This window comes from Bifidobacterium aemilianum (assembly GCF_003315635.1).
GTDB classification, from domain to species: Bacteria; Actinomycetota; Actinomycetes; order Actinomycetales; family Bifidobacteriaceae; genus Bifidobacterium; species Bifidobacterium aemilianum.
Window position 1 is genome coordinate 65,223 of sequence record NZ_PDCG01000001.1, and the last position, 23,488, is coordinate 88,710.

The following is a 23,488-nucleotide window of genomic DNA, read 5'->3' on the forward strand; positions in this document are numbered from 1 at the left end:
CTCACTCACCGTCGACATCGCTACGCGATTCATCGTATTTGGCGATGATGGCCATAGCCAAGCGCTTCTTGGGAATCCTCTGGTCCATGGAGGTCTTCTGGATCCAACGGAAGGCTCCCTGTTCGGAGAAGTCGGCCTTGTCCATCAGCAGGCCCTTGGCCCGGTCGACCAGCTTGCGCTCCTCAAGGGTCTCCTCGGCCTTCTTGGCCTTCTCCTCGGCTTCCTTGAGCTTATCCTCGGTCACCTTGAGGCGGGTCTCGCCGGTCTCGACCGAATCGAGCAGGTCGTTGATCTCAGCGAAACGGCCCATGGCCACCTGGAGGGCGGGCAGCAGCTTGGATTCCTCATAGGGCTTGGTCACATAGGCCATGGCGCCGGCTCCGGTGGCCTGCTTGACCAGGTCCTCCTGGGAGTAGGCGGTCAGCATGACCACGGGGGCGATGTTCTCATCGCAGATGGTGCCGGCAGCGGTGATGCCATCCATACGGGGCATCTTGACATCCATGCAGACCACGTCGGGCTTGAGCTTGCGGGTCAGCTCCACAGCCTCCTCACCATTGGCGGCCTCACCGACCACCTCGTAGCCGTTGTCCTCCAGCATGGCCACCAGGTCCATGCGGTTGACCGACTCATCCTCTGCCACGACCACCGTGTGCTTGCGATCGGCCGCCGGTTCGGCCTGTCCCTTGGCAGCCTCATCCACTGCGGCGATGGCCTCATCAATCTTCTGCTCGCTCACTGCCGACTCCCCCAGTCCGTCCGGTTCCATGGTTTCCTTGTTAGCAACCATTTCATAGCCCTTTCACATTCATCAAGGTGTGCAACGTATAATAGTGACCACCCGTCAAGCCCAGAATAAACCAAGCGGTGGCCCATAGTCGATGGTTTAGGTGCCCTTGGTGGGACTCGAACCCACACTGCACAGATTTTGAGGCTGTTTCCTCTACCAATTGGGATACAAGGGCGTACATGTTCAATTATATCAGACGGCCCTTCTTACTCCTGGCCGCCTCAAGCAATCTACCATAATCCATACGGAGCGCAAGGCCGCCGGCCGTGTGTCGCAGGCCTCCACAGGTCCTCCCCCCCCCCCCCCGGGCAGGTATCGGACACACCTGAACAGGAGGAGGGCAGGATGCCAATGCTCGGCAAGCTGCCCTCCCTGCTGATCCACCTGGTCCGCCTTGAGCTGAATCAGAGGGTCATGCTCCTGTGGTTCAGTCGCAGGCACCCACGGTGTGAACGTAGATGGAGTCGGTGCGGCCGGGCTGGTGGTCTCCCTGGGCGGAGCTCAGGATGACGATCTTGTCGCCGTTGGAGACCTTGCCGGCGTCCCTGAGGGTCTTGTCGGTGAAGACCATCAGATCGTGGCGGTTCATGTCGTGGTAGTCGTTGGAGACCAGGAAGGCCTCGGTGCCCCAGCTCAGAGCCAGCCAGTGATAGGTGTGCTCGTTGGTGGTGAAGCCGTAGACGGGGGCGGAGGGACGCTCACGGGAGACGCGGTGGACGGTGCCGCCGGTCTGGGTGTATGCAATGATGGCCTTGGCGTTGACCTTGTCGGCCAGGTCCACGGCGGCCGAAGAGACCGCGCCGGTGGATGACATGTCCAGGTCCTCGAGCTCGGGGATGCGGCTGAAGCCATGCTCGGTGGCGTAGCCGGAGATACGTGCCATGGTGTCCACGGTCACTGCCGGGTAGTCGCCCACGGCGGTCTCGTTGGAGGTCATGGTGGCGTCGGCACCGTCAAGAACGGCGTTGGCGCAGTCGGAGGCCTCTGCACGGGAGGGAACCGGGGAGTGGACCATGGAACCCAGGACCTCGGTGGCCACGATGACGGGCTTGGCGTACTGACGGGCCAGCTCGATGCAGCGCTTGGTGACCAGGGGGACCTCTTCAAAGGGCATCTCCACAGCCATATCACCACGGGCGACCATGATGCCGTCGAAGGTCTTGACGATCTCCTCGAGGTTCTCGACAGCCTGGGGCTTCTCGATCTTGGCGACGACCGGGATGCGGCGGCCCTCCTCGTCCATAATCTCGTGGGCGCGGTCGATATCGGTGGCGAAACGCACGAAGGACATGGCGATGATGTCGGCGCCGGTCTGGATGCCCCAACGCAGGTCGGACTCATCCTTCTCAGTCAGGGCGGGCAGGCTCACGGCCACGCCGGGCAGGTTGATGCCCTTGTGGGAGGAGACCGGACCGGCCACGATGACCTTGGTATGGACGTTGTTGCCCTCAACCTTGGTGACCTCCAGGCGGACCTTGCCGTCGTCGATCAGGATGGGGTCGCCGGGGTGGCAATCGCCGGGCAGGCCCTTGAAGGTGGTGGAGGTGATGCGCTCGTCGCCCTCGACATCGTCGGTGGTGATGATGAACTCCTGGCCCTCGGTCAGCTGAACCTTGTCCTCGCCCTCGGCGTTCTTCTTGAACCAGCCGCAGCGGATCTTGGGGCCTTGCAGGTCGACCAGGACGGCGACATTGCGGCCAGTGGCCTTGGAGGCCTGGCGCACGTTGTTGTAGACCTTGAGATGGTCCTCAGGGGTGCCATGGGAACGGTTCAGGCGGGCCACATCCATGCCGGCCTCGACCAGCTTGGTCAGGTTCTCCAGGGACTCGGTTGCCGGCCCGATGGTATCTACAATCTTGGCTTTGCGCATATCTTATAGCCTCATTCTTCACTAGTTGTTGGGGATCAGTACAGACCCTCTTACCAACAGACAGTCTACTAGGGCAGCTTGACGGAAGGCCCGAAAATCGGGCGCGTGTTGTTAGCGCTCACATACCCTTCTGGAACCCGCTTAACCCAAGAGGCAAGCGGGATTGGAGTGACTAGGCCTGGGTTTCCTGCCCCTGCCGTCTTGCCAGCATGACAGAGACCAGGGCCGAGCCTCCGATCGCCACCACAATGACAGCCAGGGAGACCCAGGTGGGTATCTCAGGCACTTGCGCGAGGGGACTTCCGCCGTTGATGAAGGGCAGGCTGTTGGTGTGGAGGGCCTCCATGATGAGCTTGACGCCTATGAAGGCCAACACTATGGCCAGGCCATAGGAGAGATAGGCCAGCTTGTCCAGGAGGGAGCCCAGAAGGAAGTAGAGCTGCTGAAGACCCAGGAGGGCGAAGACGTTGGCCGTGAAGACGATGAAGGGGTCCTTGGTCAGGCCGAAGATGGCCGGTATCGAATCGAAGGCGAACATGAGGTCCGTGGTGCCCAGGGTCAGGAAAACGACCAGCATGGGTGTCCAGTAGCGCACCCCATCCTTGCTGGTCCGCAGGCTCTCCCCGTCATAGTCCTCGGTGATCCTGAGGAATTTACGCAGCAGGTGTATGAAGCCGTTCTCGTGGTATTGCTCGTCCCCGCTCTGCGGCCTTAGCAACTTGATGGCCGTGATGATCAGGAAGAGGCCGAAGATGAAGAAGACCCAGGTGAAACGCTCGATGATGGCCGAACCGATCAGGATGAAGATGCCGCGCAGGACCAGGGCTATGGTGATGCCGATGCTGAGGACGTACTTCTGCAGTTCCCTAGGGACGGCGAAGTTGCTCATGATGATGACGAACACGAAGAGGTTGTCGATGGACAGGGAGTATTCGGTCAACCAGCCGGAATAGAACTCGATGGCGGGCTGGGAACCGGCGAAAAACCAGACCAGAGCGCCGAATACCAGGGCCATGGCGACGAAGAAGATGATGCGCTCCAGGCATTCCTTGGTGGAAGGAACATGGGGGGTCTTGGCGTTGCTGTAGAGGTCCAAAACGAAGAAAGCAAGGAGCACAACAAGGGTGATGACCATAAATGCAGTGGGGGTTTCAGCCATAGCCATCACTATAGGGAAGGCCTGTGACCAGCCACCCTCATCTCCCCTGGAGACCCCCTATTTCTTGGCTTCGGTGATCTGCCGCAGCTCCTTCTTCAGATCCCGGATCTCGTCACGCAGGCGGGCCGCCAGCTCGAATTGGAGCTGCTCGGCGGCGGTGTGCATCTGGTCGCTGAGCTGCCGGATGAGGTCCGCCAGGTCCTGGGCCGGCAGGCCGGCCTTGAGGACCTCCTCGTGGCGCTTCTGCGATTCCTCCGGGTTGAAGGAGGGCAGGCCCAGGTGAGAGTTGCCCACCTTTCCGGCGTTCCGGTAGCCGCCCTCCAGGAGGGTCTGGGTATCCACGTCCTCCTTGGCCAGCATGTCGTTGACATCGGAGATCTTCTTGATGAGGGGCTGGGGGTCCACCCCATGCTCGGCGTTGTAGGCTATCTGCTTGTCCCGGCGGCGGTTGGTCTCGGAGATGGCCTTGTGCATGGCCTCCGTGACATGGTCGGCATACATGAGCACGGTGCCCGAGATGTTGCGGGCCGCACGACCGATGGTCTGGATCAGGGACCGGTAGGAGCGCAGGAAGCCCTCCTTGTCGGCGTCCAGGATGGCCACCAGGGAGACCTCAGGCAGGTCCAGGCCCTCACGCAGGAGGTTGATGCCGACGATCACGTCGATCCTGCCCTCCCGCAGCTCACGCAGGAGCTCGACCCGTCGCAGGGTGTCCACATCGGAATGCAGGTATTCGACCTTGATGCCCCGTTCCAGGAGGTAGTCGGTGAGGTCCTCGGCCATCTTCTTGGTCAGGGTGGTCACCAGGGCGCGCTCATGCTTGGCCACCCTGTCCTTGATCTCCGCCAGGAGGTCGTCGACCTGGCCCTCGACCGGTCGCACCTCGATCTTGGGGTCGACCAGACCGGTCGGGCGGATGATCTGCTCGACAACACCATCGGACAGATCCATCTCGTAATCGCCCGGTGTCGCCGACAGGTAGACGGTCTGCCCCACCTTGTCCAGGAACTCCGGCCATTTCAGGGGCCGGTTGTCCATGGCCGAAGGCAGGCGGAAGCCATAGTCCACCAGAGTGCGCTTACGGCTGGCATCCCCCTCATACATGGCGCCGATCTGGGGCACCGTGACGTGGGACTCATCAATGACCAGAAGGAAGTCATCCGGGAAGAAGTCGAGCAGGGTGTGGGGGGCGGTGCCGGGCGCACGGCCATCAAAGTGCCGAGAGTAGTTCTCAATGCCTGAGCAGGTGCCCACCTGGGTGATCATCTCCAGGTCGTAGGTGGTCCTCATGTTGAGCCGCTGGGCCTCCAGCTCCTTGCCTTGCTTGCGCAGTTCGGCCAAGCGCTCGTCCAGTTCGGCCTTGATGGAAGCGATGGCCCGTTCGGTCCGCTCCGGTCCGGCAATATAGTGGGAGGCCGGGAAGATATGGACCTGGGATTCATGGTCGATGACGTCACCGGTAAGGGGGTGGAGGGTGGATATGCGGTCGATCTGGTCGCCGAAGAACTCGATGCGGACGGCCAGTTCCTCATAGACGGGAATGATCTCGACCGTATCCCCCCTCACCCGGAAGGTGCCCCTGGTGAAGGCCAGATCGTTGCGCTTGTACTGCATCTGCACGAAAGTGCGCAGGAGCTCGTCGCGGCCTATCTCCTGGCCCTCCTTGAGCAGGAGCATCCGGCCCGCGTACTCCTCGGGGGTGCCCAGACCGTAGATGCAGGAGACCGTAGCCACCACGACGCAGTCCCGGCGGGTCAGCAGGTTGGCAGTGGCGGCATGGCGCAGGCGCTCCACGTCATCATTGATGTTGGAGTCCTTCTCGATGAAGGTGTCCGTCTGGGGAATGTAGGCCTCTGGCTGGTAGTAGTCATAGTAGGAGACGAAGTAGGAGACGGCGTTGTCCGGCATGAGCTCGCGGAACTCGGCACACAGCTGGGCGGCCAGGGTCTTGTTGGGTTCAATGATCAAGGTGGGCCGCTGGAGCTTCTCGATCATCCAGGCGGTGGTGGCCGTCTTGCCAGTGCCCGTCGCGCCCATAAGGACCACGTCGTTCTCACCGTTCTCGATGCGGGAGGCCAACTCGTCGATGGCCTGGGGCTGGTCGCCCGAAGGCTTGTAGGGGGACTTGACCACGAAGGGCTTGTCTGTTCGTTCGATGTTGTAACCCATGACTCTTCTCTGCTCCCTCTGTCCTCTCCAACTTGCTGCGATGCTCAACCACAGCTACAAGTCCACCGGCCCGTCCTTTATTCCCCGTTTTGCCAGCTGGCATACATGCTATCAAGACATTCGAACATCTGTTCTATTTTTTGGGTGGAATCCAGGGTCAGGTCGGCCAGGGCAAGTCGCTTCATATCAGCGGGCTGACTGGAGATCCGGGACAGGGCCTGCTCCCTGGTCATCCCCCGGTCCTCGACCATCCGCTGGACCCGCAGGTCCTCTGGAGCCTCAACCGTGAGGATATGGTCGAAGGAGAAGGGCAGGTCGTCGACCACTTCCGCCAGGAGCGGAACATCATGGACCAGCACCAGCCTTTGCCGGCCTTCGGCTGGCCCCGGCTGCGCTCCGGCTGCGGCGGCAGAGGCCAGATACTGGGCCTCCATGGCTTGTGCCAGGGCGTATATCCTTGGATGTTCGATGGCGTCCAGACGTTCCCTGGCCCCCGGCATCGCAAGGGAGCCAAACACATGGTCCGCCAGCCAGGACCGGTCCAGGCTTCCCTGGGCATCCAGGCACTGGGGGCCGAAGCTGCGCACGATCTCGCGCAGCCCCTCGCTTCCGGGTTCCACCACCTTGCGGGCCAGGACATCGTAGTCGACCAGCTTCGCTCCCAGTCCGACCAGATGGGCCGCGACGGTGCTCTTGCCCGCCGCTATGCCGCCGGTCAGCCCTATTCGTTCGATCACCAGTCCATGCTACGTCCAACCAGCCCCGAAGACGGGAAAACCCCGACCACAAAGGTCGGGGTTTCCGGCATGTGCTTTAGGCACACTCAGTCAGATGTCGACCATGGTCGACAGGGACTCAGTTCTTCTCCTTCAAGAGCTGCTCACGTAGGGCTGCCAGCTGGTCGGAATCGGCCAGGGTGCCCTCGGAAGCGGCCTGGGAGCTGTAGTTGGTGGAGTCACCAGCACCCTCGGACCGGGAAGCGGACTCGGTGCTTGCCTCGGCGGACTCGCGACGGTCCTCCGCAGCGGAAGCCGCGGCGTTCTCGTTCTCCTTGGCGACGAAGGCCTTGTGCTCCTCCCAGAGCTCGTGGGCCTTGGCGTACTGCTCCTCCCACTCCTCGCGCTGCTGCTCGTAGCCGGCAATCCACTCGTTGGTCTCGGGGTCGAAGCCCTCGGGGTACTTGTAGTTGCCTTCCTCGTCGTACTCAGCGGGCATGCCGTAAAGCGCCGGATCGAAGTCCTCGGAGGAGGGATCGACGGAGTCATTGGCCTGCTTGAGGGACAGGGAGATGCGGCGGCGGTCCAGATCGACGTCGATGACCTTGACGAAGACCTCTTCGCCGGACTTGACGACGGTCTCGGGGTTGTCGACGTGACGGTTGGCCAGCTCGGAGATGTGGACCAGGCCCTCGATGCCGTCCTCGACGGACACGAAGACACCGAACTGCACGATCTTGGTGATCTTGCCCTTGACGATCTGCCCCGGCACGTGGGTGCGGGCGAAGCGCTGCCAGGGATCCTCCTGGGTGGCCTTCAGGGACAGGGAGATGCGCTCACGGTCCAGATCGACGTCAAGGACCTCGACGGTGACCTTCTGACCGACCTTGACGACCTCGGAGGGGTGGTCGATGTGCTTCCAGGACAGCTCTGAGACGTGAATCAGGCCGTCAACACCACCCAGGTCGACGAAGGCGCCGAAGTTGACGATGGAGGAGACGGTGCCCTCACGGATCTGACCCTTCTTGAGCTGGGCCAGGAAGGTCTCACGGACCTCTGACTGGGTCTCCTCGAGGTACTGGCGGCGGGAGAGGACCACGTTGTTGCGGTTCTTATCCAGCTCCAGGACCTTGGCCTTGATGGTCTGGCCAATGTAGGGAGAAAGGTCGCGCACGCGACGCATCTCGACCAGGGAGGCAGGCAGGAAGCCACGCAGACCGATGTCGACGATGAGTCCACCCTTGACGGCCTCGATGACGGTGCCCTCGACGATGCCATCGGCATCCTTGATCTTCTCGATGTCTCCCCAGGCACGCTCGTACTGTGCGCGCTTCTTAGAGAGAATCAGACGGCCTTCCTTGTCCTCCTTGGTGACGACAAGGGCCTCAACCTGATCGCCGACCTCGACGACCTCGTCAGGATGGACATCCTTCTTGATGGAAAGTTCGCGGGAAGGAATGACACCTTCGGTCTTATAGCCAATGTCCAGCAAGACCTCATCGTGATCGACCTTGACGACGGTGCCCTCGACCAAATCACCATCATCGAAATTCTTGATGGTCGAATCGACTGCCTTCAGGAAGTCCTCTTCGCTGCCGATGTCGTTGATCGCGACCTTGCTGACTGCTGTGTTGTTCTCTGCCATTAATTAAGTGGTTTCTTATTGTGTGTAGGTGGATAATACCAATATTCAGTTATGGTGTGCCCACAAAGCCGGCACATACGGTTACATAGAATACCGGAGACCATGCCCAAAATGACTGGTCTCCCCCGGCGTGTCGTATGCCACTCCCCCCTCAGTGGCCTTCCGCCGCGGTAGCCGCCCGCTCGGCCATCGCCACGACATTGCTCAGAAGCATGGCCCGGGTCATGGGTCCCACTCCCCCGGGGTTGGGTGTATAGGCTCCGGCCTTCTGATGGGCGGCCTTGTCGACGTCCCCTACGACCCGCCAGCGCTGGGCCTCCTGGTCGAAAACCCGGCTGACACCGACGTCTACCAGCACGGCGCCTTCCCTGACATCCTCAGGGCGCACGAACCCGGCCTGGCCCATGGCTGCGATGATGACATCGGCCTGACGCATGTGCCTGCGCACGTCAACCGTGCCCGTATGGCACAGGGTCACGGTGGCGTTCACCGCCCTGGAGGTCAGCAGGAGCCCGATGGACCGGCCCACGGTGATCCCCCGTCCCAGCAGGCAGATCTCCTTGCTCTGCAGGTCTATTTGGTAGGCCTCCAGGAGGGCCAGGATGCCCTGGGGGGTACAGGGTAGGGGGAAGGATGCGGCAGCGGCTGCGGCACCAGGCCCAGCTTGTGCCGCAGCCAGGTTCTTCCCACTGGTGTCCAGGACCAATTGACCCAGATTGTAGGGGTGCATGCCGTCCGCGTCCTTGGCCGGGTCGACGGCCTCGATGACGGCTTGCTGGTCGATGCCGGCCGGCAGGGGAAGTTGGACGATAAATCCGGTGCAGTCTGGGTCCTCGTTGAGCTGGTTGACCGCCTGGAGGACCTGCTCCTGGCTGGCATCGGCCGGCAGCCGCAGTTGGACGGAGTGAATGCCCACCTCGGCGCAGTCGGCATGCTTGCCGGCCACGTACTTGACCGATCCAGGGTCATCGCCCACCAGAATCGTTCCCAGACCGGGTTGCCCGCCCCGGGCCGTAAGGTCGGCGACACGCTTGGCCAGGTCCGCCTTGACTGCGGCGGCGACCGCCTTGCCATCGAGCTTGATAGTCATGATGCTTTTGTGACCCTTCTCCCCAGCCCCAGCGTCCATGGGCTTTGCCTTGTAGGCTAGCCTATGGTGAACCCAACGGCATGGGGAGTCCACATTCTGCCCTTGGAACGGCAGGGGCGGAAGCGAGCGAGCAAGGAGTACAGCATGAGACGATTGACACGACATCTGGCGGCGGGGGCCGCCCTGGTCCTCCTGCTCTCCTGTGGCGCCTGCGCCGCCGTCGACAAGACCCAGCCCACAGATGGCCCCAAGAGTTCACAGCAGCAGCCTTCCGGCCCCATCAGCGTGGTCGCCTCGACCAACAGCTGGGGTTCCTTGGCCCAGCAGATAGGCGGCAAGCACGTATCCGTCACGTCGATTATGGATTCGCCCACGACCTCGGCGCATGGGTACCAGCCCAGCCAGGCCGATCAAACCAGTCTCTCCAAGGCCGAAGTCGTCGTCATCAACGGGAGTGGCTATGACGACTGGGCCGGCCAGGGCCTGGCCAAGGGTGCTCTGACCATCAGGGCCGACGAACTGGCCCAGGCCAACCAGGGCGGGGACCCCCACCTCTGGTTCTCCGCCCAGGCCCGCACAGCCATGGCCGACACACTGGCCTCCAGCTTCTCCCGGATCCGCCCGGACTGGAAGGACGACTTCGCCGGGGCTCTGAAGTCTTGGAATACCAAGGAGAAGGCCCTGGAAGACTCCATGCGGACCTTCGCCTCCCAGCAGCAGGGACGGACCTATGCGGCGACGGAATCCGTGGCGGACTATCTGATGCAGGAACTGGGTTTCACCGACAAGACCCCCCAGTCATACTCCCAGCTGGTCAAGGCCGGGCAGCCGGTGACCAGTGAGGCCCTGGGGGACTTCCAGATGCTCATGGACAGCCAGGAGTTGGAACTGCTGGTCGTCAACAGCCAGGAGACCGGCGATGCGGCCAATGTCATCAGCGGCAAGGCCGGACGGCATGGGATTGCCCTGGTCTCCGTAAGCGAGCAGATGCCCGGCGGTATCAACAGCCTGAATCAGTGGATCAGCACGCTGATGAAGAGCATTCAGGACGCGGCCAAGCAGGAGCCCCAAACCAACGGCGGCCCCTCCAACCAGGGCCAGCAGGACCCGCTGGCCCCATCAAACCAAGGCCAGCAGGACCCGCTGGCACCCTCAGGGCAACCGGGGCCGAATCCGACCGATGGGTCCAACCAGGGACAGCAGGATCCGGGGCGATGAACCCCGAGGTCGGCCATAAGCCAGAGAGCTCCGGGAGGCTGCCGGATCGGCTTGCCCACCAGCCCAGTCAGGCCTGACGACTCCCCTGCTGTGCCCTTCGCCATATTATTGAGAATCATTGTCAATACTAACGCCCATACTGGAAACAGGACCCGTCGGGGTCCAGCAAGAGACCACAGCTTGTGGAAATGAGGCAGCAGCAATGGCAGTCAACAAGGGCGGGGAACCGCAAGCAGCCATCGTCTTCCGTGACGCCTGCGTCAAGCGCGGGAGCACCATCATCTGGCGCCATGGCTCATTCAGCATCCCCCAAGGCTCGGTGACGGCCATAGTCGGCACCAATGGAGCCGGCAAAACCACCATGATGATGACCGAACTGGGGCTGCAACCCCTGGAGGAGGGGTCAATCGAGGTGCTGGGCCGACCGGCGGGGCAGAGCAATGCCGACATCGGCTACGTCCCCCAGAGCTACACCTCCGACATCGACTCAAACCTCACCGCGGAAGAGTCGATCCTCCTGGGCCTGACCGGCAGCAGGTTCGGCTTCCATCCCATCTCCCAGAAGGAGCGGGCCCGGACCCGCCAGGCCATGGAGTTCATGAACCTGACCGACAAGGCCCACTACCGGCTCTCCGAGCTCTCCGGCGGCCTGCGCCAACGGGTCGCCATAGCCCAGGCCCTGGTCTGCGATCCCAAGCTGCTCATGTTGGACGAGCCCCTGGCCAACCTGGACCTGGCCAACCAGCGCGATACCGTCCATGTGCTGGCCCGGCTCAAACGGGAGTTGGGCATGACCGTGCAGGTCGTAGCCCATGATCTGAACATGCTCCTGCCCATCCTCTCCGGCGCCGTCTACCTCCTGGACGGCCACCCCCACTACGCGGCCATGAACGAGGTGCTGGACGCCGGACTCCTCACCCATCTGTACGGCACCAGCGTCCAAGTGGTGACCACACCCCAGGGCGACATGTTCGTCACCCCCAGTACCGATGAAACCCAGGGAGCGCAGATCGACAGGCATGATCCGACCTACCTGGCCGAACTCCATCACCACCAGCACAGGCAGGACCAAACCGACCCAGAGCTTGGGCAGCGGACCGGCACCAACAAGGGAGGCCAGGCATGAGCACCGTCAACTTCTTCTACGATCCGGACTGGATGCGGACCCTATCGGCACCCTTCATGGCCAACGCCTTCCTCGCCGGCCTGTGCATAGCCCTGGCTGCAGGGGTCATGGGCTACTTCACCATCGCCCGTCATTCCACCTTCGCCGCCCACGCCCTGGCCCACATTGGCCTGCCTGGTGCAACCGGCGCAGTGCTGCTGGGCTTGCCGGTATCCCTGGGCCTGGGGGTCTTCGCCCTGGGAGGGGCTTTGGTGATCGGCGCCCTTGGCAAGAAGGCCTCGCAGCGGGAGATAGCCACGGGCACCGTCCTGGCCTTCGCCACCGGCTTGGGGCTCTTCTTCGCCCGGCTTTCCTCCTCGGCTTCACAGCAGATGCAATCCATACTCTTCGGCTCCATCCTGACCATCACCCGGGGCCAGGTCATCGGTTTCGCTGTCTTTGATGTCCTGCTGATCCTGGTCCTCATGGTGATCTACCGCCCCCTGCTCTTCAGTTCCCTGGACGAGCAGGTCGCCCAGGCCAAGGGCGTGCCCATCGGCTTCATGAACCTGGCCTTCATGGCCATCATGGCCGGTGTCATCACCATCGCCGTACCCGCGGTCGGCACCCTGCTCATCTTCGCCCTGGTCATCACCCCGGCCGCCACGGCCAATGTCATGACTGCCTCCCCCCTCAAGGCCATGGTCTTGGCCAGCCTGTTCTGCCTGCTGGCGGTATGGGGAGGATTGGTCCTCTCAGCCATGTTCCCGGCTCCCCCGAGCTTCATCATCGTGACCATCTCGACCCTCTTCTGGGCCCTGTCCAAGGCCATCGAGGCCCTGCGCAAGTAGGCTCCGGCAGTGCCATAGTGCATGGCTGAGGCGCACTGGGCCCCTGGCTATCAGTCCATCCTGACGGCCAGGGCCCCGCCCTTGCTCAGGCGGTCTGCAGATAGAGCAGGTATTCCTCGTTGCCGTGGGTCCCTGCTATGGGAGAAGGCACCTGCCCTTTAACCTCCATACCCTGTGCCCGGGCGCAGGACTTGACTTGCTCCAGGGCTTCAAGGCGCAGCTGTGGATCGCTCACGATGCCATGCCGGCCCAAGCGGTCCTTGCCCACCTCGAACTGGGGCTTGACCAGCAGCACAATCTGGGCCCGGACCGCCGCGATACGGGCGATGACGGGAATCACATAGGTCAGGGAGATGAAGGAGACATCGGAGACGATGAAAGCCGGCCGGAAGGGCAGGTCCTGCGGACCGATATCCCTGATGTTGACCCCGCTCATCTCTATGGTCGCCGGATGCCGGGCCACCAGCGGGTCCAGCTGCCCATGGCCCACGTCCAGTGCCAGGACCCGGCCCGCGCCGGCCTCCAGCAGGACTTGGCTGAAGCCGCCGGTCGAAGCGCCGATATCCAAACAGTCCAGACCTTTGGGACTGGGCAAGCCCAGAGGGCAGAAGGCCTCGAAGGCCCCCAGGAGTTTGTAGGCGCCACGGGAGACGTAGGTCTTGCTCTCCTCAAGACTGATGGAATCCTGGCTTCCCGACTTGGCTGAGGGTTTGACCACGGGTCGACCATTCACGCTGACCCTACCGGCCGTAATGAGTTTCTGGGCCTTGGCCCTACTGCCGGCAAGGCCACGGGAGACCAGTTCCAAGTCAAGCCTCCTCAGGCCACTGCCACCAGCGAGCTGTCTGACGGACTGCGCTTGACTACCCTGGCGCTGGTTGGCCAAGCTTGGAATCGTGCTTGTAGCGGCCATAAGACTATTGGCGACTTTCATTCAACCGCTTTTGCAGGTCATCAAGCACCGATTGGAATATGGGGACCTGCTCGACCACCTCCTTGCCCTTCAGCTGTGCCAGAAGGGGGAAACGCCCCAGGAGCTCGGCCTGGGCTGCGGGGCCCTCATGAGGGTCAGCGTCCGAAGTCATCTCGGGGGCCTTCTGCTGGGAGTCGTCCACAGGGGAGGCATGCTGCGGCTGGCTGCCTGTTTGCCCCAGGGCGCTTGTGCCGCCCAGCCCATCGGTGTCGGTCCGGTACCTGGCGGCATCCGCCAAGCCTGCCTGACCGGCCCCCTTGCCCGCGCCCATGGCCGCCGGTGTCGCTGCTGTCTCGCTCATGCTTCCCCTAGCTCTTCTCTCAGCCTATTCCTTGGACTGAACCTGTAGTTCACTCTCTTGACTATCCCCGACCATCCTGCGCCCAGCACTACAGGGCAAAGTCCGGCAGGACCAAGCCCTCCAAGCCATGCCCGGAGTCCCGCAGGCTCCAGGTCAGGCTGACGGCTGCCCGCAAGGCGTTGATGTCGCTGGCATCGCTGACGGTCACCCGGTCACCCTCCAGCCGGGCCCAGGCTCCAGCAGCAGTCCATTCCAGCTGAGGGTCACTGCCTGCTTGGGCTTGGGGCTGGGACTCGTTGAGACCACGGAGGTCCTTGACGATGTAGCTGGGGCGTTGCTTGGGGCTGGCCTCCATGAGCTGCCGGGAATCGCATACGCCGGTCAGGACCACGAGGGAGTCGTAGCCGCCCCGGTTGCCGGCCTCGATGTCGGTGTCCAGCCGGTCACCGACGGCCAGGCAGCGGCTCTTGGCAACCGGCTCGTCGCCTCCCTCGGCGGCCAGCAGCCGGGCCTCATCGTACATGGCGGACTCTGGTTTGCCCGCTGAGGCGACCGGTTCCTGGCCGGTGGCGTTGACCACGGCCTGGATCATGGACCCGCAGCCAGGAGCGATGCCCAGCTCCCGGGGGATGGTCAGGTCCTGGTTGGTCACCAGATAGACCGCCCCGGCCTCCACGGCATAGGAGACCTGGGCCAGCTCCTGCCAGCTCATGCCGGGGTACCAGCCCTGGATCACCGCGTCCGGCTTGCTGTCGGCCATGTCAACGACTTGGAATCCCTGTCCGCTTACCTCCTGGCGCAGGTGGTCGGCCCCCAGGACTAGAACCTTGCTCCCCGCAGGCAGCCTGTGGGCCACCATGCGGGCGGCCACCACGGAGGAGGTGATGACCTGCCAGGCCTCAACGTCCAGACCGAAGCCCTTGAGCTGGTCGGCCACCTGCTGTTGGAAGCGGGAGGAGTTGTTGGTGGTGTACTCCACCAACATGCCGGCCCGCTGGGCTTCGATGATGCTGGCCGCCGCGTGGTCCACCGGGTTCTTGCCCCGGTAGACCACGCCGTCCAGATCCAGCAGGGCCAGGCCGTAGGCCTTGCTGATGGCTTCACTGCTGCCTTTGAGACCAGTCGTCATGCCTCTTCCTCCGTCTGTTCGGTGTTCACTTGGCTCCAGTTGTAAGGGTGCTCCCTGTGCATCATAGGGAACCCCGACCCCAAACTCCCCACCTGCGCCAAAAGCCAGTGGGGCCCTGCCTGGTGGTCGTCACCACAGACCGGGCCCCACTCCCAAACTTCATCCTCAATGGTGGCTGTACGCCACTGCCCTAGGCCAGGCAGCAGGCACTGCCGGGACGCTAGGCAATCGAGGATTCCTCGCCATCAGCCGCAGCTGTGGCATCGAGCCGCTCCTGGACCTGGGCAGGGTCATTGCTCTCGTCCAAACCACCTTCGACCTCGGCAGCGGGCAGTTCGTTCTCGTCCTCAGCGCTGGCAACCGCGGTCGTTCCCAGGCCCTGTGCAGGCAAGGGCTGCGTCGTATCGGAGACCGTGTCAACGGCCTGATAGCCGTCGGCATCCTGCTCGACCGAGGCCTGGGCGGACTCGGCGGTTAGAAGGTCGCTGGGGTCCTGGCCGGAAGCCAGATCTGGGGTGTGGGGCAGGATGTCCTCGTTCTGATCGTCATGTTCGTTCATCTGACTCTCCTTCTGTGCCACAGTAGCTCCGCTGGACTCAAGCGGATCAGCCTCATTTGAAACCTGCATGGCGGATTCCTCGGCGACCCTGTCCTCGCCCAGGCCCTCACCAGGGCCAGCGGCTTCATCAGGCTCTGGGGAATCCGTGGCATCACCGGCCTCATCATCGGCAGCGCCACTGGTATCATCATGCCCATCTTCAGACTCGGGTGCGTAGGCTGCGTCCTCCTCGCTGACGCCGATTCGCTCCATCAACTCGTCGGGAAGCTCCTCCAGGTCATAGTCAATGACAATGTTGGCTGCTTCCTCATCGTCCTCGTCAATCTCGGCGTACTTGGCCTCCAGCTTGTCCAGCACGGGGTCCAGGTCTGCCGCCTCGGTGCCACGACCAGCCTCGTCCAGGAAGTTCTGCTCGGCCTGGAGGGCACGCATCCGGTAGGCTCCAGGCAGTCCCTTGGAGGTTCCCAGCTGATGGACGACCTCAATGGCCTTGTCCCATAGCCCCAGGTCACCCAAGGCACCGGCGTATACCAGGAACATCTCAGCCTTGGATTCACCGTCCAGGTACTTGGACTCCTCGGAGCTGGCGATCTCTATGGCCTTCTTGGGGTTGCCCAGGCCACGCTCGCAGTCGGCGATGAAGGGCATGTAGTCCTGGTAGCCGTTCATGCGTTGGGCCGTGCGGAACTCACGCAGGGCCAGCTTGTAGTCGCCCTGGCGGTAGGCCATGAAGGCCAGGGTCTCACGGCTGAAGTCGATGCGGGAGGCCTGCTTGGCCACCCACTTGGCATGGGCCAGGGCAGCCTCGGGGTCGCTCTCCTCCAGGTAGTAGGCGGCCAGGATATGCAGGCCGGTGTTCTCGGCATGTTCCTTGGACAGGCCCCGGAGACGTTCCTTCTCCTCCTTGGAGAGCATGGACCATTCCATGCCCTTGGGCATCTTGGGCTCACCGGGGCGCCGGTCCGTGTAGGGGTTCTGCGAGGGGAAGGACATGGTGCCGTCCGAGTTGAGACGTGGCTCATGCAGACGCTCGTGCGGCTGGTCCTCACGGCCTTGGCTGCGGCGGTCATCACGGTGGAAGTCACGACGTTCCCCACCACGGCCCTGGTAGCCGGAAGACTCGCCATCCCTGTGGTAGTCACGACGGGAGCCATCATGGCCCTGGTAGCCGCCTGAACGCTCACCATCACGACGGTCGTCCCTATGGAAGTCACGCCGGTCGCCGCCACGGCGATTATCGCGGCGGAAGTCTCCGCGGTCTCCATCACGGTGGAAGTCACGACGTTCCCCACCACGGCCCTGGTAGCCGGAAGACTCGCCATCCTTATGGAAGTCACGACGGGGACCGCCATGGCCCTGGTAGCCGCCTGAACGCTCACCATCACGACGGTCATCGCGGCGGAAGTAACGACGATCACCATCACGCCTGTCGTCCCTGTGGAAGTCACGGCGCTCACCGCCACGGTGGAAGCCACCACGCCCACCATCACGGCCCTGGTAGCCGCCTTCTCTGTGGTCGCCACGACCCTGGTAGCCGGAACGCTCGCCATCCTTATGGAAGTCATGGCGGGGGCCACGCCCCTGGTAGCCCGAACGCTGACCGTCCTTGTGGTATCCGCCATGCTCTCCGTCCTTGTGAAAGTCACGACGGGGACCGCCATGGCCCTGGTAACCGCCACGGCCGCCATCACGACGGTCATCACTGCGGAAGTCTCGACGTTCACCATCACGGTGGAAACCGCCGCCCTGACCCTCACGGCGCTGGTAGCCACCGCGACGATCGTCATGCCGGTCGGTACGCCCCTGGTAACCGGAAGACTCACCATCCCTGTGGAAGTCACGACGGGGGCCGCCATGGCCCTGGTAACCGCCACGCTCGCCGCCTTCACGACGGTCGGCACGGCCCTGGTAGCCGCCACGACGATCGTCATGCCGGTAACGGGGGTTGTCGCCGTGCACGCTATGGCCATCATGACCGTAGGAGGAACGCCTACCCTCGGCGGAGCCGCCGTCACGCGAGGACCCATGTCCCTCGCCGTCACGCCAGGAACCGCCCTTATGGTAGCCACCGCTACGGCCGCCGCCAAAGCTTGCGCCCGACTTGCCGCCGTATCCATGTCCGCCGCCATGACCGTATGACTTACCACCGCCTGATCGGGGCTTGAAACCCTTGCCCGAGCGAGACCCAGGTCCGTGGGAGCCGTAAGATTTGCCGCCTCGGGAGCCCTGCTGTTCGTCTGCCATCTACTACTGTCTTTCTCTTGTATTGCATCCAACCGTCAGCCTCTATGGCCGCCGTCGATCCAATGAATCATATGGGGTCCGCCACAACGGGCCCGCACAGGTAAATCTGTACCTTTGCATGCTTATTCTGTCTGCTCTGCGCCCTGCGCGTTCGTCCAGGCCGCAGTACCGATCGCAGGTCCGGGAGCCGGCGGGCTTACTGGCCTAGTTCGACCACTCCCAGGGCCTTTTTGCCACGCCGAATGATCGCGAAGCGTCCTTGAAGGAAGTCATCGGCACCCAGGGTCTGCTCCAGGTCCTCCACCCGCTGGTTATTGAGGCATACGCCGCCGGAGCTGATGGTCTTGCGAGCCTCGGAGAGGGACTTGAAGAGCCCGGCCCGGGCTGCGGCCTCAACCAGCCGAGTACCGCTTTGCGCCTTGGCGTAGGTCCACTCACCATTCTCACCGATGACCTTGAGGCCGTCAAGAGCAGCGTCAAGGGTATCGGCGCCGATGGAGGCCAGGTCGCCGCCACGCCCGAAGAGGGCCGCCGCCGCGTCGATGGCCTGCTGGGTAGCCTCCTCACCATGGACAAAGGAGGTGACCTCCCAGGCCAGGGTCTTTTGGGCCTGGCGGGCGCCGGGGTTGGTCTCGACCTCGGCGGCCAGGCGCTCGATCTCGGCCTTGGGCAGGAAGCTGAAGACCTTCAGGAGCTTGACGACCTCGCCGTCGGGCTGGTTGAACCAGAACTGGTAGAACTTGTAGGGGCTGAGCATGGCGGGGTCCAGCCACATGGCATTGCCCTCGGACTTGCCGAACTTCTTGCCCTGGTTGTCGGTGATGATGGGGCTGGTGAAGACGTTGACAGAGGCGCCACGAACCTTGCGGATCAGATCCAGGCCGGAGGTCAGGTTCCCCCACTGGTCGGAGCCGCCGATCTGCAGGCTGCAGCCGTACTCGTCATAGAGGTGAAGGAAGTCGTTGCCCTGGAGGACCTGGTAGCTGAACTCGGTGAAGGAGATGCCCTCCTCGGAGTTGAGCCGGCGGGCCACCACGTCCTTGGAGAGCATGGTGCCCAGGCGGAAGTTCTTGCCGACATCACGCAGGAAGTCGATGACGGACATCTTGGCGGTCCAGTCATAGTTGGAGACGAAACGGACAGGATTGGTGCCCTCGGTCTCCAGAATGCCGGCGATCTGGCCTTTCAGTCGGTCGGCCCAGGCAGCCACTGTCTCGGCCGGATTCAGGGTCCGCTCACCGCTCTGGCGAGGGTCACCAATAAGGCCGGTCGCACCGCCGACCAGGGCGATCGGGTGGTGGCCCGCCGCCTGCAGGTGCCGCATGGAGATGAGTTGGACCAGGTTGCCGATATGCAGGGAGGCGGCGGTGGGGTCGAAGCCGCAGTAATACGTGATGGGGCTTCCACTCAGGGCCTCGGCCAGCTGCTGCTCGTCGGTGGACTTGGAAATCAGCCCCCGCCATGTCAGCTCGTCGAAGAGGGAATCAAACCCGGCTTCCTTGAAATCATTGACCTGAGTCATATGACCACGCATCTCCCTATGTACTTGTGTTTCAACCGCCTGCATAGCCGCAGATCCACGTCTGCCTGCCCGCAGGTACTCTGCCCCTCAGTTTCTCAGGAGATGACGACAGACGACTAGTCACCCTTGAGCAGATTCCTGATCACCTCGAGAGCGCTGTCATAGCTCTTGCCACGCAGGCGAAAACGCGGGAAGGAGCGTAGTATACGTCGCTGTTGCGCGTTCAAACCACTACCTGTGGACTCCTTGAGCCGCAACAGGACATCCTGGGGAAACTGGGAGAGGGCCTTGACCGTATCCGAGACGGTTTCGCGCCCTGTCTGCATGGATTCGTCGGCCTTGAGGGCATAGGTCTGATAGAGTTCGGCCAACTTGGAGATGGTCTCCTCCAGATTGCCCAGGCCCACCAGGGTGACCGTCATATCAAGGACCAGGAGGAGCAGCAGCACCAGGGCCAGCCCCAGTAGCACAGGGACCGGCAGCAACGCCGTCCAGGTCCGCGCGAATGGCTGGAGGACCTCGTTGATCAGCAGACCGGCCAGGCCGAAGACCGTGGCACCCAAGAGACAGATGCGACCGTTGAGGTTGAAGCGTCGCTGTGAGTAATCCCACCAGCGGGCATGAAAAATCTGCTCCATGGCCCAGGAGGTCACATATTCGAGCAGGCTGGCCCCCAGGGCACTGGCCAGAAAGACCAGCAGAGGGTTGTGGACCCGATCAAGCAGGACCACGCATAGCACGGCACCCACCCCGTAGATGGGGCAAAGTGGCCCGTTGAGAAAGCCCCGGTTGACCAGCTGCCTCTGGCCGATGGACACGATGATGGACTCGTATGCCCAGCCCAGGCATGCGTAGAACATGAACCAGAGGAACAAGATGGCAGTACACAAGAGCATGGCAGGCTCCGTTCTAGGAGAGGTGACGGCGGCGGCCAGGGTTGCCCTCGGCAACACCCGCTCCGCCCCATCCGAAGCGCTGCGGCGACAGGGTCTCAGCGGTGGCCGAGATCTTATCGGCCATATTGACCAGATACCCCTCCATATACTTGGGCGGCACCGGTGTCAAGGGGAACATGTGGTGATGGATGCTGTCACGCTCAATAGGGTTGAGGCCAAAGTCCCGTTCCGCCTGCAGCATGGCCCGGCGACCATGGGTGAGGCCGTGGAGTCGGTGACTGCCATCGTCCCTGTCATGCCAGTCATAGAGAAAATAGTCATGGAGCAAGCCGGCACGTATCAAGGAGGGCAGGTCGACCCGGCCCATCAGATGCAGGCGGTCCGCCAGCCACACCGCCAGGCAGGCCACTCGAAGGGAATGGGCGAAGGTGCTCACCCTGCCGTGCTGGAGATGACCGCGCTCAATATACATGCCGGGTGACTCGATGATATCCGAACCATACTGCTGAACCAGCCCGCGTATGTCGTCCCGTGACAGCACTGACCACTCTCCCAACACTTGCGCCCGCCGTGCCATACAGCGACAACACCGGCCTGGGTATTAATCCCAACAGATTTCCTATCGTCAATGCACCAGCATAGCCGAGGACTCCGATAGTCAGCCAGCAACCCCTCCTGATGGTGAGGCCTTCGGCCCCTGGAACGCCCCGCCGCCTGAGATGATGAAGAATTCCGGGGCTAGTGCTCCTGGGCCAGCCAGGAGCGGTCTTGGGAGAGCTGGGCCAGGACGGCGTCGGCCATGCGCTGGTAGCCTGCCTTGCTGGGGTGGAAGTGGTCGGAGGCGTAAAAGTCGGGTTGATCGGCGCCCACGTATTCGTGCGTCAGGTCCAGATAGGGAACGCCGAGATGGGCGCAGACCTCCTTGCTGACGGCGGCCTGTTGGTTCATGGCTTGTTCAATCAGCCGTTTGAGGGCCGGGCCCAGCTTGGGCTCGTTCTGCATCTGGCCTGGGCTCAGTACGATGACCGAGGCGGCCAGGTCCAGGGCCTGCTGGATGGAGGCGGTCAAGTCCCCACGCCATTCATCCAGGCCCCGCTGGGCCATGATGTCGTTGGAGCCGGCGCAGAGAATCAGTAGGTCAGCGGACTCCTTGGCCTCGGCTGGCCCACTGGCCTCAAGCGCTTGCCTGGCTTCGGGCAGCAGCCGGTAGCGGACCCGTTTCATGGTGGCGCCCAGTCTGCCGTAGGCATGCCAGTCAACGGGTCGGTTGGTCAGCCTGCTGATACCCAGGGCCAGGTCGGGCACGAAACCGTCGGCCTGCCTGTCCACGCCGCAGCCGGCCACCATGGAGTCACCCACGGCCAGGACCAGCATGGTCTTGGCTCCCTCAGCTGCCTGGTCCGGCCTGAGACTGCCGAAACGGTCGCCCTCCGGCTCGGCGGCCAGGTGTATGTGACGCTTGGCCCACAGGGCCTCTATGGTCGCTAAAGGCTTGTCCAACACAGCAGGCATAATCCACCCCTTCTCAGGCCGGTGTGCTCCCAGAGGGACCACGGCTACGACTGTTCCCTTCATTCAATCTACAAAGCATGAGGACATTGTCTTCCAGTCTGGCGGCCAATACGAAGGTCTGCCTACCCAGAATAGAGGGTAGGCAGACCTGTGCTATGAGGCGTTCTGCTTAGTTGAGACTGCCGGTGGCCTTGTAGGCCGGACCATCGCTGGACGAACCGGCGAAGGAGGTCAGGCTCCTGACTTCATCAAGAGCCTGGGCGATCTGCTCTGTGACGCGCTCGGGGGCCGTGCCTCCCTGACCCTGACGGGCTTGGATGGAACCCTGGGTGGAGAGGACCTGACGAACCTGGGGTGCCAGGTCAGCAGCTAGGAAATCCTTAAAGGCCTCTTGGAAGTCCTGGTCGCTCAGGTCCCAGAGCTCGACACCTCGACCCTCGGCAATCTGGACGCAGGCTCCTGACAGCTCATGGGCGTGACGGAAGGGGACCCCCTGCTTGACCAGCCATTCAGCGATATCGGTGGCCAGAGCGAAGCCGGTGGGAGCCTGGGCCTCCAAACGGTCCTGGTCGAAGGTCAGGGTGCGGACCATGCCAGTGAAGGCAGGCAGGACGGTCAGCAGGGTGTCTACCTGGTCGAAGACGGCCTCCTTGTCCTCCTGGAGGTCACGGGCATAGGCGGTGGGCAGGCCTTTAAGGGTGGTGAGCAGGCCGGTCAGGTCTCCGATCAGTCGGCCGGACTTGCCACGGGCCAGCTCAGCGATGTCCGGGTTCTTCTTCTGGGGCATAATGGAGGAGCCGGTGGAGTAGGCGTCATCCAGGCGCACGAAGGCGAACTCCTGGGTGTTCCAGATGATGATCTCCTCGCTCAGGCGGCTCAGGTCCACGCCGGCCATGGCGGCGACGAAGGCGAACTCGGCGGCGGTGTCTCGGCTTGCGGTGCCGTCTATGGAGTTCTCGGTCACCCGGGAGAAGCCCAGCTCCTTGGCCACGGCGACAGGGTCCAGGCCCAGGGTGTTGCCGGCCAGGGCACCCGATCCATAGGGGCTGGAGTCGGCCCGCCTGTCCCAGTCCCACAGGCGTTCCACATCACGCAGGAGGGGCCAGACGTGGGCCATGAGCTGGTGGGCCAGGAGGACCGGCTGGGCATGCTGCATGTGGGTGCGGCCGGGCATGACCGTGTTGCCGGCGTCCTTGGCCTGGGTGATCAGGGCCTGGACCAGGCCCAGGAGCTCTGTGGCCAGGGTCCGGCTCTTCCGGCGCAGCCAGATGCGAATCAGGGCCGCTATCTGGTCGTTGCGGGAACGGCCGGCCCGAAGCTTGCCGCCCAGATCATCACCAGCGATGGCGATGAGGCCGCGTTCCAGGGCCGTGGCCTCGTCCTCGTCGGCGGCATCTGGGGTAAAGGCTCCCGAATCCACCTGGGCCTGGAGCTGGTCCAGGGCGTCCTCCATGCCCTGCAGTTCCTCAGGGCTCAGGAGTCCGGCCCGGCCCAGGGCGCGGGCGTGGGCGCGGGAGCCGGCGATGTCGTCGTCGGCCAGCCGCCAGTCGAACTGGGTGGACTTCGACAGGGCCTCCAGTTCCGGGGAGGGGCCGGACTTGAACCGTCCTCCCCAGAGGGCCAGGCGCCCCTCCTCACCCAGGTCACTCCCCTGCTGTTCCTGCCCTGTGCTCATTGCTGCTCCCTCGCGCTTTCACTTGCTGCCGCGTTCGCTTGTTCAGCGACTCGACTATCGGCTG

Annotated in this window: 18 protein-coding genes, 1 tRNA gene and 1 pseudogene; 3 read left to right on the forward strand and 17 right to left on the reverse strand. The window is 63.1% G+C overall.

Annotated features, from left to right (window positions below):
* Position 1: 1 nt before the first annotated feature.
* From CRD60_RS00270 to CRD60_RS00305, 8 genes are all read right to left on the reverse strand, one after another.
* Positions 2 to 790, reverse strand: coding sequence for an ANTAR domain-containing response regulator (locus CRD60_RS00270; RefSeq protein WP_113859331.1), 789 nt, complete (start codon positions 788 to 790; stop codon positions 2 to 4).
* A 101-nt stretch (positions 791 to 891) separates the two neighbouring features.
* Positions 892 to 965 (reverse strand) — tRNA-Leu (locus CRD60_RS00275).
* Between the two features lie 252 nt (positions 966 to 1,217).
* On the reverse strand, positions 1,218 to 2,660 hold the full coding sequence (pyk, locus tag CRD60_RS00280) for a pyruvate kinase (protein WP_113859332.1): 1,443 nt from the start codon (positions 2,658 to 2,660) through the stop codon (positions 1,218 to 1,220).
* A 172-nt stretch (positions 2,661 to 2,832) separates the two neighbouring features.
* Positions 2,833 to 3,819, reverse strand: coding sequence for a TerC family protein (locus CRD60_RS00285; RefSeq protein WP_113859626.1), 987 nt, complete (start codon positions 3,817 to 3,819; stop codon positions 2,833 to 2,835).
* A gap of 57 nt (positions 3,820 to 3,876) precedes the next feature.
* Entirely contained in the window at positions 3,877 to 5,988 is a 2,112-nt protein-coding gene (gene uvrB / locus CRD60_RS00290) for an excinuclease ABC subunit UvrB (RefSeq protein WP_113859333.1), read from the reverse strand.
* 77 nt (positions 5,989 to 6,065) lie between these two features.
* Positions 6,066 to 6,725 carry a dephospho-CoA kinase gene (gene coaE / locus CRD60_RS00295; RefSeq protein ID WP_113859334.1) on the reverse strand — a complete coding sequence of 220 codons (660 nt, stop codon included), beginning with the start codon at positions 6,723 to 6,725 and terminating at the stop codon, positions 6,066 to 6,068.
* A 118-nt stretch (positions 6,726 to 6,843) separates the two neighbouring features.
* Positions 6,844 to 8,349, reverse strand: a complete 1,506-nt coding sequence (gene rpsA, locus CRD60_RS00300; protein WP_113859335.1) for a 30S ribosomal protein S1 — start codon at positions 8,347 to 8,349, stop codon at positions 6,844 to 6,846.
* Between the two features lie 151 nt (positions 8,350 to 8,500).
* Positions 8,501 to 9,439, reverse strand: a complete 939-nt coding sequence (locus tag CRD60_RS00305) for a bifunctional methylenetetrahydrofolate dehydrogenase/methenyltetrahydrofolate cyclohydrolase (protein ID WP_113859627.1) — start codon at positions 9,437 to 9,439, stop codon at positions 8,501 to 8,503.
* A 144-nt stretch (positions 9,440 to 9,583) separates the two neighbouring features.
* Between CRD60_RS00305 and CRD60_RS00310 the strand changes: the two genes are divergently transcribed.
* From CRD60_RS00310 to CRD60_RS00320, 3 genes are all read left to right on the forward strand, one after another.
* A complete protein-coding gene (locus CRD60_RS00310) occupies positions 9,584 to 10,657 on the forward strand; it encodes a metal ABC transporter solute-binding protein, Zn/Mn family (protein ID WP_161522147.1) in 1,074 nt (357 codons plus the stop codon).
* A 202-nt stretch (positions 10,658 to 10,859) separates the two neighbouring features.
* The gene (locus CRD60_RS00315) at positions 10,860 to 11,783 is read left to right on the forward strand and encodes an ABC transporter ATP-binding protein (protein WP_113859337.1); all 924 of its coding nucleotides are present in this window, start codon (positions 10,860 to 10,862) and stop codon (positions 11,781 to 11,783) included.
* Entirely contained in the window at positions 11,780 to 12,613 is an 834-nt protein-coding gene (locus tag CRD60_RS00320; RefSeq protein WP_113859338.1) for a metal ABC transporter permease, read from the forward strand. Before CRD60_RS00315 ends, CRD60_RS00320 begins: the two co-directional genes overlap by 4 nt.
* Before the next feature lie 85 nt (positions 12,614 to 12,698).
* On the opposite strand, the gene CRD60_RS00325 is transcribed toward CRD60_RS00320, so the two are convergent.
* The 9 genes and pseudogenes from CRD60_RS00325 to argH form a co-directional block, all read right to left on the reverse strand.
* Positions 12,699 to 13,547: a TlyA family RNA methyltransferase gene (locus CRD60_RS00325; protein ID WP_236630743.1), complete on the reverse strand. Its 849-nt coding sequence runs from the start codon at positions 13,545 to 13,547 to the stop codon at positions 12,699 to 12,701.
* Positions 13,531 to 13,887, reverse strand: a complete 357-nt coding sequence (locus tag CRD60_RS00330) for a hypothetical protein (RefSeq protein WP_113859340.1) — start codon at positions 13,885 to 13,887, stop codon at positions 13,531 to 13,533. Before CRD60_RS00330 ends, CRD60_RS00325 begins: the two co-directional genes overlap by 17 nt.
* An 88-nt stretch (positions 13,888 to 13,975) precedes the next feature.
* Positions 13,976 to 15,016 carry an HAD-IIA family hydrolase gene (locus CRD60_RS00335; protein ID WP_113859341.1) on the reverse strand — a complete coding sequence of 347 codons (1,041 nt, stop codon included), beginning with the start codon at positions 15,014 to 15,016 and terminating at the stop codon, positions 13,976 to 13,978.
* Between the two features lie 742 nt (positions 15,017 to 15,758).
* A pseudogene (locus tag CRD60_RS08970) lies at positions 15,759 to 17,534 on the reverse strand (helicase); the annotation flags it as partial.
* Between the two features lie 481 nt (positions 17,535 to 18,015).
* A complete protein-coding gene (tyrS, locus tag CRD60_RS00345; RefSeq protein WP_113859628.1) occupies positions 18,016 to 19,341 on the reverse strand; it encodes a tyrosine--tRNA ligase in 1,326 nt (441 codons plus the stop codon).
* Positions 19,342 to 19,457: 116 nt separating this feature from the next.
* The gene (locus tag CRD60_RS00350; protein WP_113859342.1) at positions 19,458 to 20,237 is read right to left on the reverse strand and encodes a putative ABC transporter permease; all 780 of its coding nucleotides are present in this window, start codon (positions 20,235 to 20,237) and stop codon (positions 19,458 to 19,460) included.
* A 13-nt stretch (positions 20,238 to 20,250) separates the two neighbouring features.
* Positions 20,251 to 20,778 (reverse strand): HD domain-containing protein, encoded by a 528-nt coding sequence (locus tag CRD60_RS00355; protein WP_113859343.1) that lies wholly within the window; start codon positions 20,776 to 20,778, stop codon positions 20,251 to 20,253.
* 197 nt (positions 20,779 to 20,975) lie between these two features.
* Positions 20,976 to 21,749, reverse strand: coding sequence for an SGNH/GDSL hydrolase family protein (locus CRD60_RS00360; RefSeq protein WP_113859344.1), 774 nt, complete (start codon positions 21,747 to 21,749; stop codon positions 20,976 to 20,978).
* 169 nt (positions 21,750 to 21,918) lie between these two features.
* Positions 21,919 to 23,424 carry an argininosuccinate lyase gene (gene argH, locus CRD60_RS00365; protein WP_113859345.1) on the reverse strand — a complete coding sequence of 502 codons (1,506 nt, stop codon included), beginning with the start codon at positions 23,422 to 23,424 and terminating at the stop codon, positions 21,919 to 21,921.
* Positions 23,425 to 23,488 lie beyond the last annotated feature (64 nt).

Bases quoted from the DNA above. Each gene is read 5' to 3' on its own strand.
- tyrS (WP_113859628.1), bottom strand. From the start codon at position 19,341: ATGACTCAGGTCAATGATTTCAAGGAAGCCGGGTTTGATTCCCTCTTC.
- CRD60_RS00285 (WP_113859626.1), bottom strand. From the start codon at position 3,819: ATGGCTGAAACCCCCACTGCATTTATGGTCATCACCCTTGTTGTGCTC.
- CRD60_RS00315 (WP_113859337.1), top strand. From the start codon at position 10,860: ATGGCAGTCAACAAGGGCGGGGAACCGCAAGCAGCCATCGTCTTCCGT.
- CRD60_RS00320 (WP_113859338.1), top strand. From the start codon at position 11,780: ATGAGCACCGTCAACTTCTTCTACGATCCGGACTGGATGCGGACCCTA.
- CRD60_RS00270 (WP_113859331.1), bottom strand. From the start codon at position 790: ATGGTTGCTAACAAGGAAACCATGGAACCGGACGGACTGGGGGAGTCG.
- CRD60_RS00325 (WP_236630743.1), bottom strand. From the start codon at position 13,547: ATGAAAGTCGCCAATAGTCTTATGGCCGCTACAAGCACGATTCCAAGC.
- CRD60_RS00350 (WP_113859342.1), bottom strand. From the start codon at position 20,237: ATGCTCTTGTGTACTGCCATCTTGTTCCTCTGGTTCATGTTCTACGCA.
- CRD60_RS00305 (WP_113859627.1), bottom strand. From the start codon at position 9,439: ATGACTATCAAGCTCGATGGCAAGGCGGTCGCCGCCGCAGTCAAGGCG.
- CRD60_RS00335 (WP_113859341.1), bottom strand. From the start codon at position 15,016: ATGACGACTGGTCTCAAAGGCAGCAGTGAAGCCATCAGCAAGGCCTAC.
- CRD60_RS00360 (WP_113859344.1), bottom strand. From the start codon at position 21,749: ATGCCTGCTGTGTTGGACAAGCCTTTAGCGACCATAGAGGCCCTGTGG.
- pyk (WP_113859332.1), bottom strand. From the start codon at position 2,660: ATGCGCAAAGCCAAGATTGTAGATACCATCGGGCCGGCAACCGAGTCC.
- rpsA (WP_113859335.1), bottom strand. From the start codon at position 8,349: ATGGCAGAGAACAACACAGCAGTCAGCAAGGTCGCGATCAACGACATC.
- CRD60_RS00310 (WP_161522147.1), top strand. From the start codon at position 9,584: ATGAGACGATTGACACGACATCTGGCGGCGGGGGCCGCCCTGGTCCTC.
- argH (WP_113859345.1), bottom strand. From the start codon at position 23,424: ATGAGCACAGGGCAGGAACAGCAGGGGAGTGACCTGGGTGAGGAGGGG.
- uvrB (WP_113859333.1), bottom strand. From the start codon at position 5,988: ATGGGTTACAACATCGAACGAACAGACAAGCCCTTCGTGGTCAAGTCC.
- CRD60_RS00330 (WP_113859340.1), bottom strand. From the start codon at position 13,887: ATGAGCGAGACAGCAGCGACACCGGCGGCCATGGGCGCGGGCAAGGGG.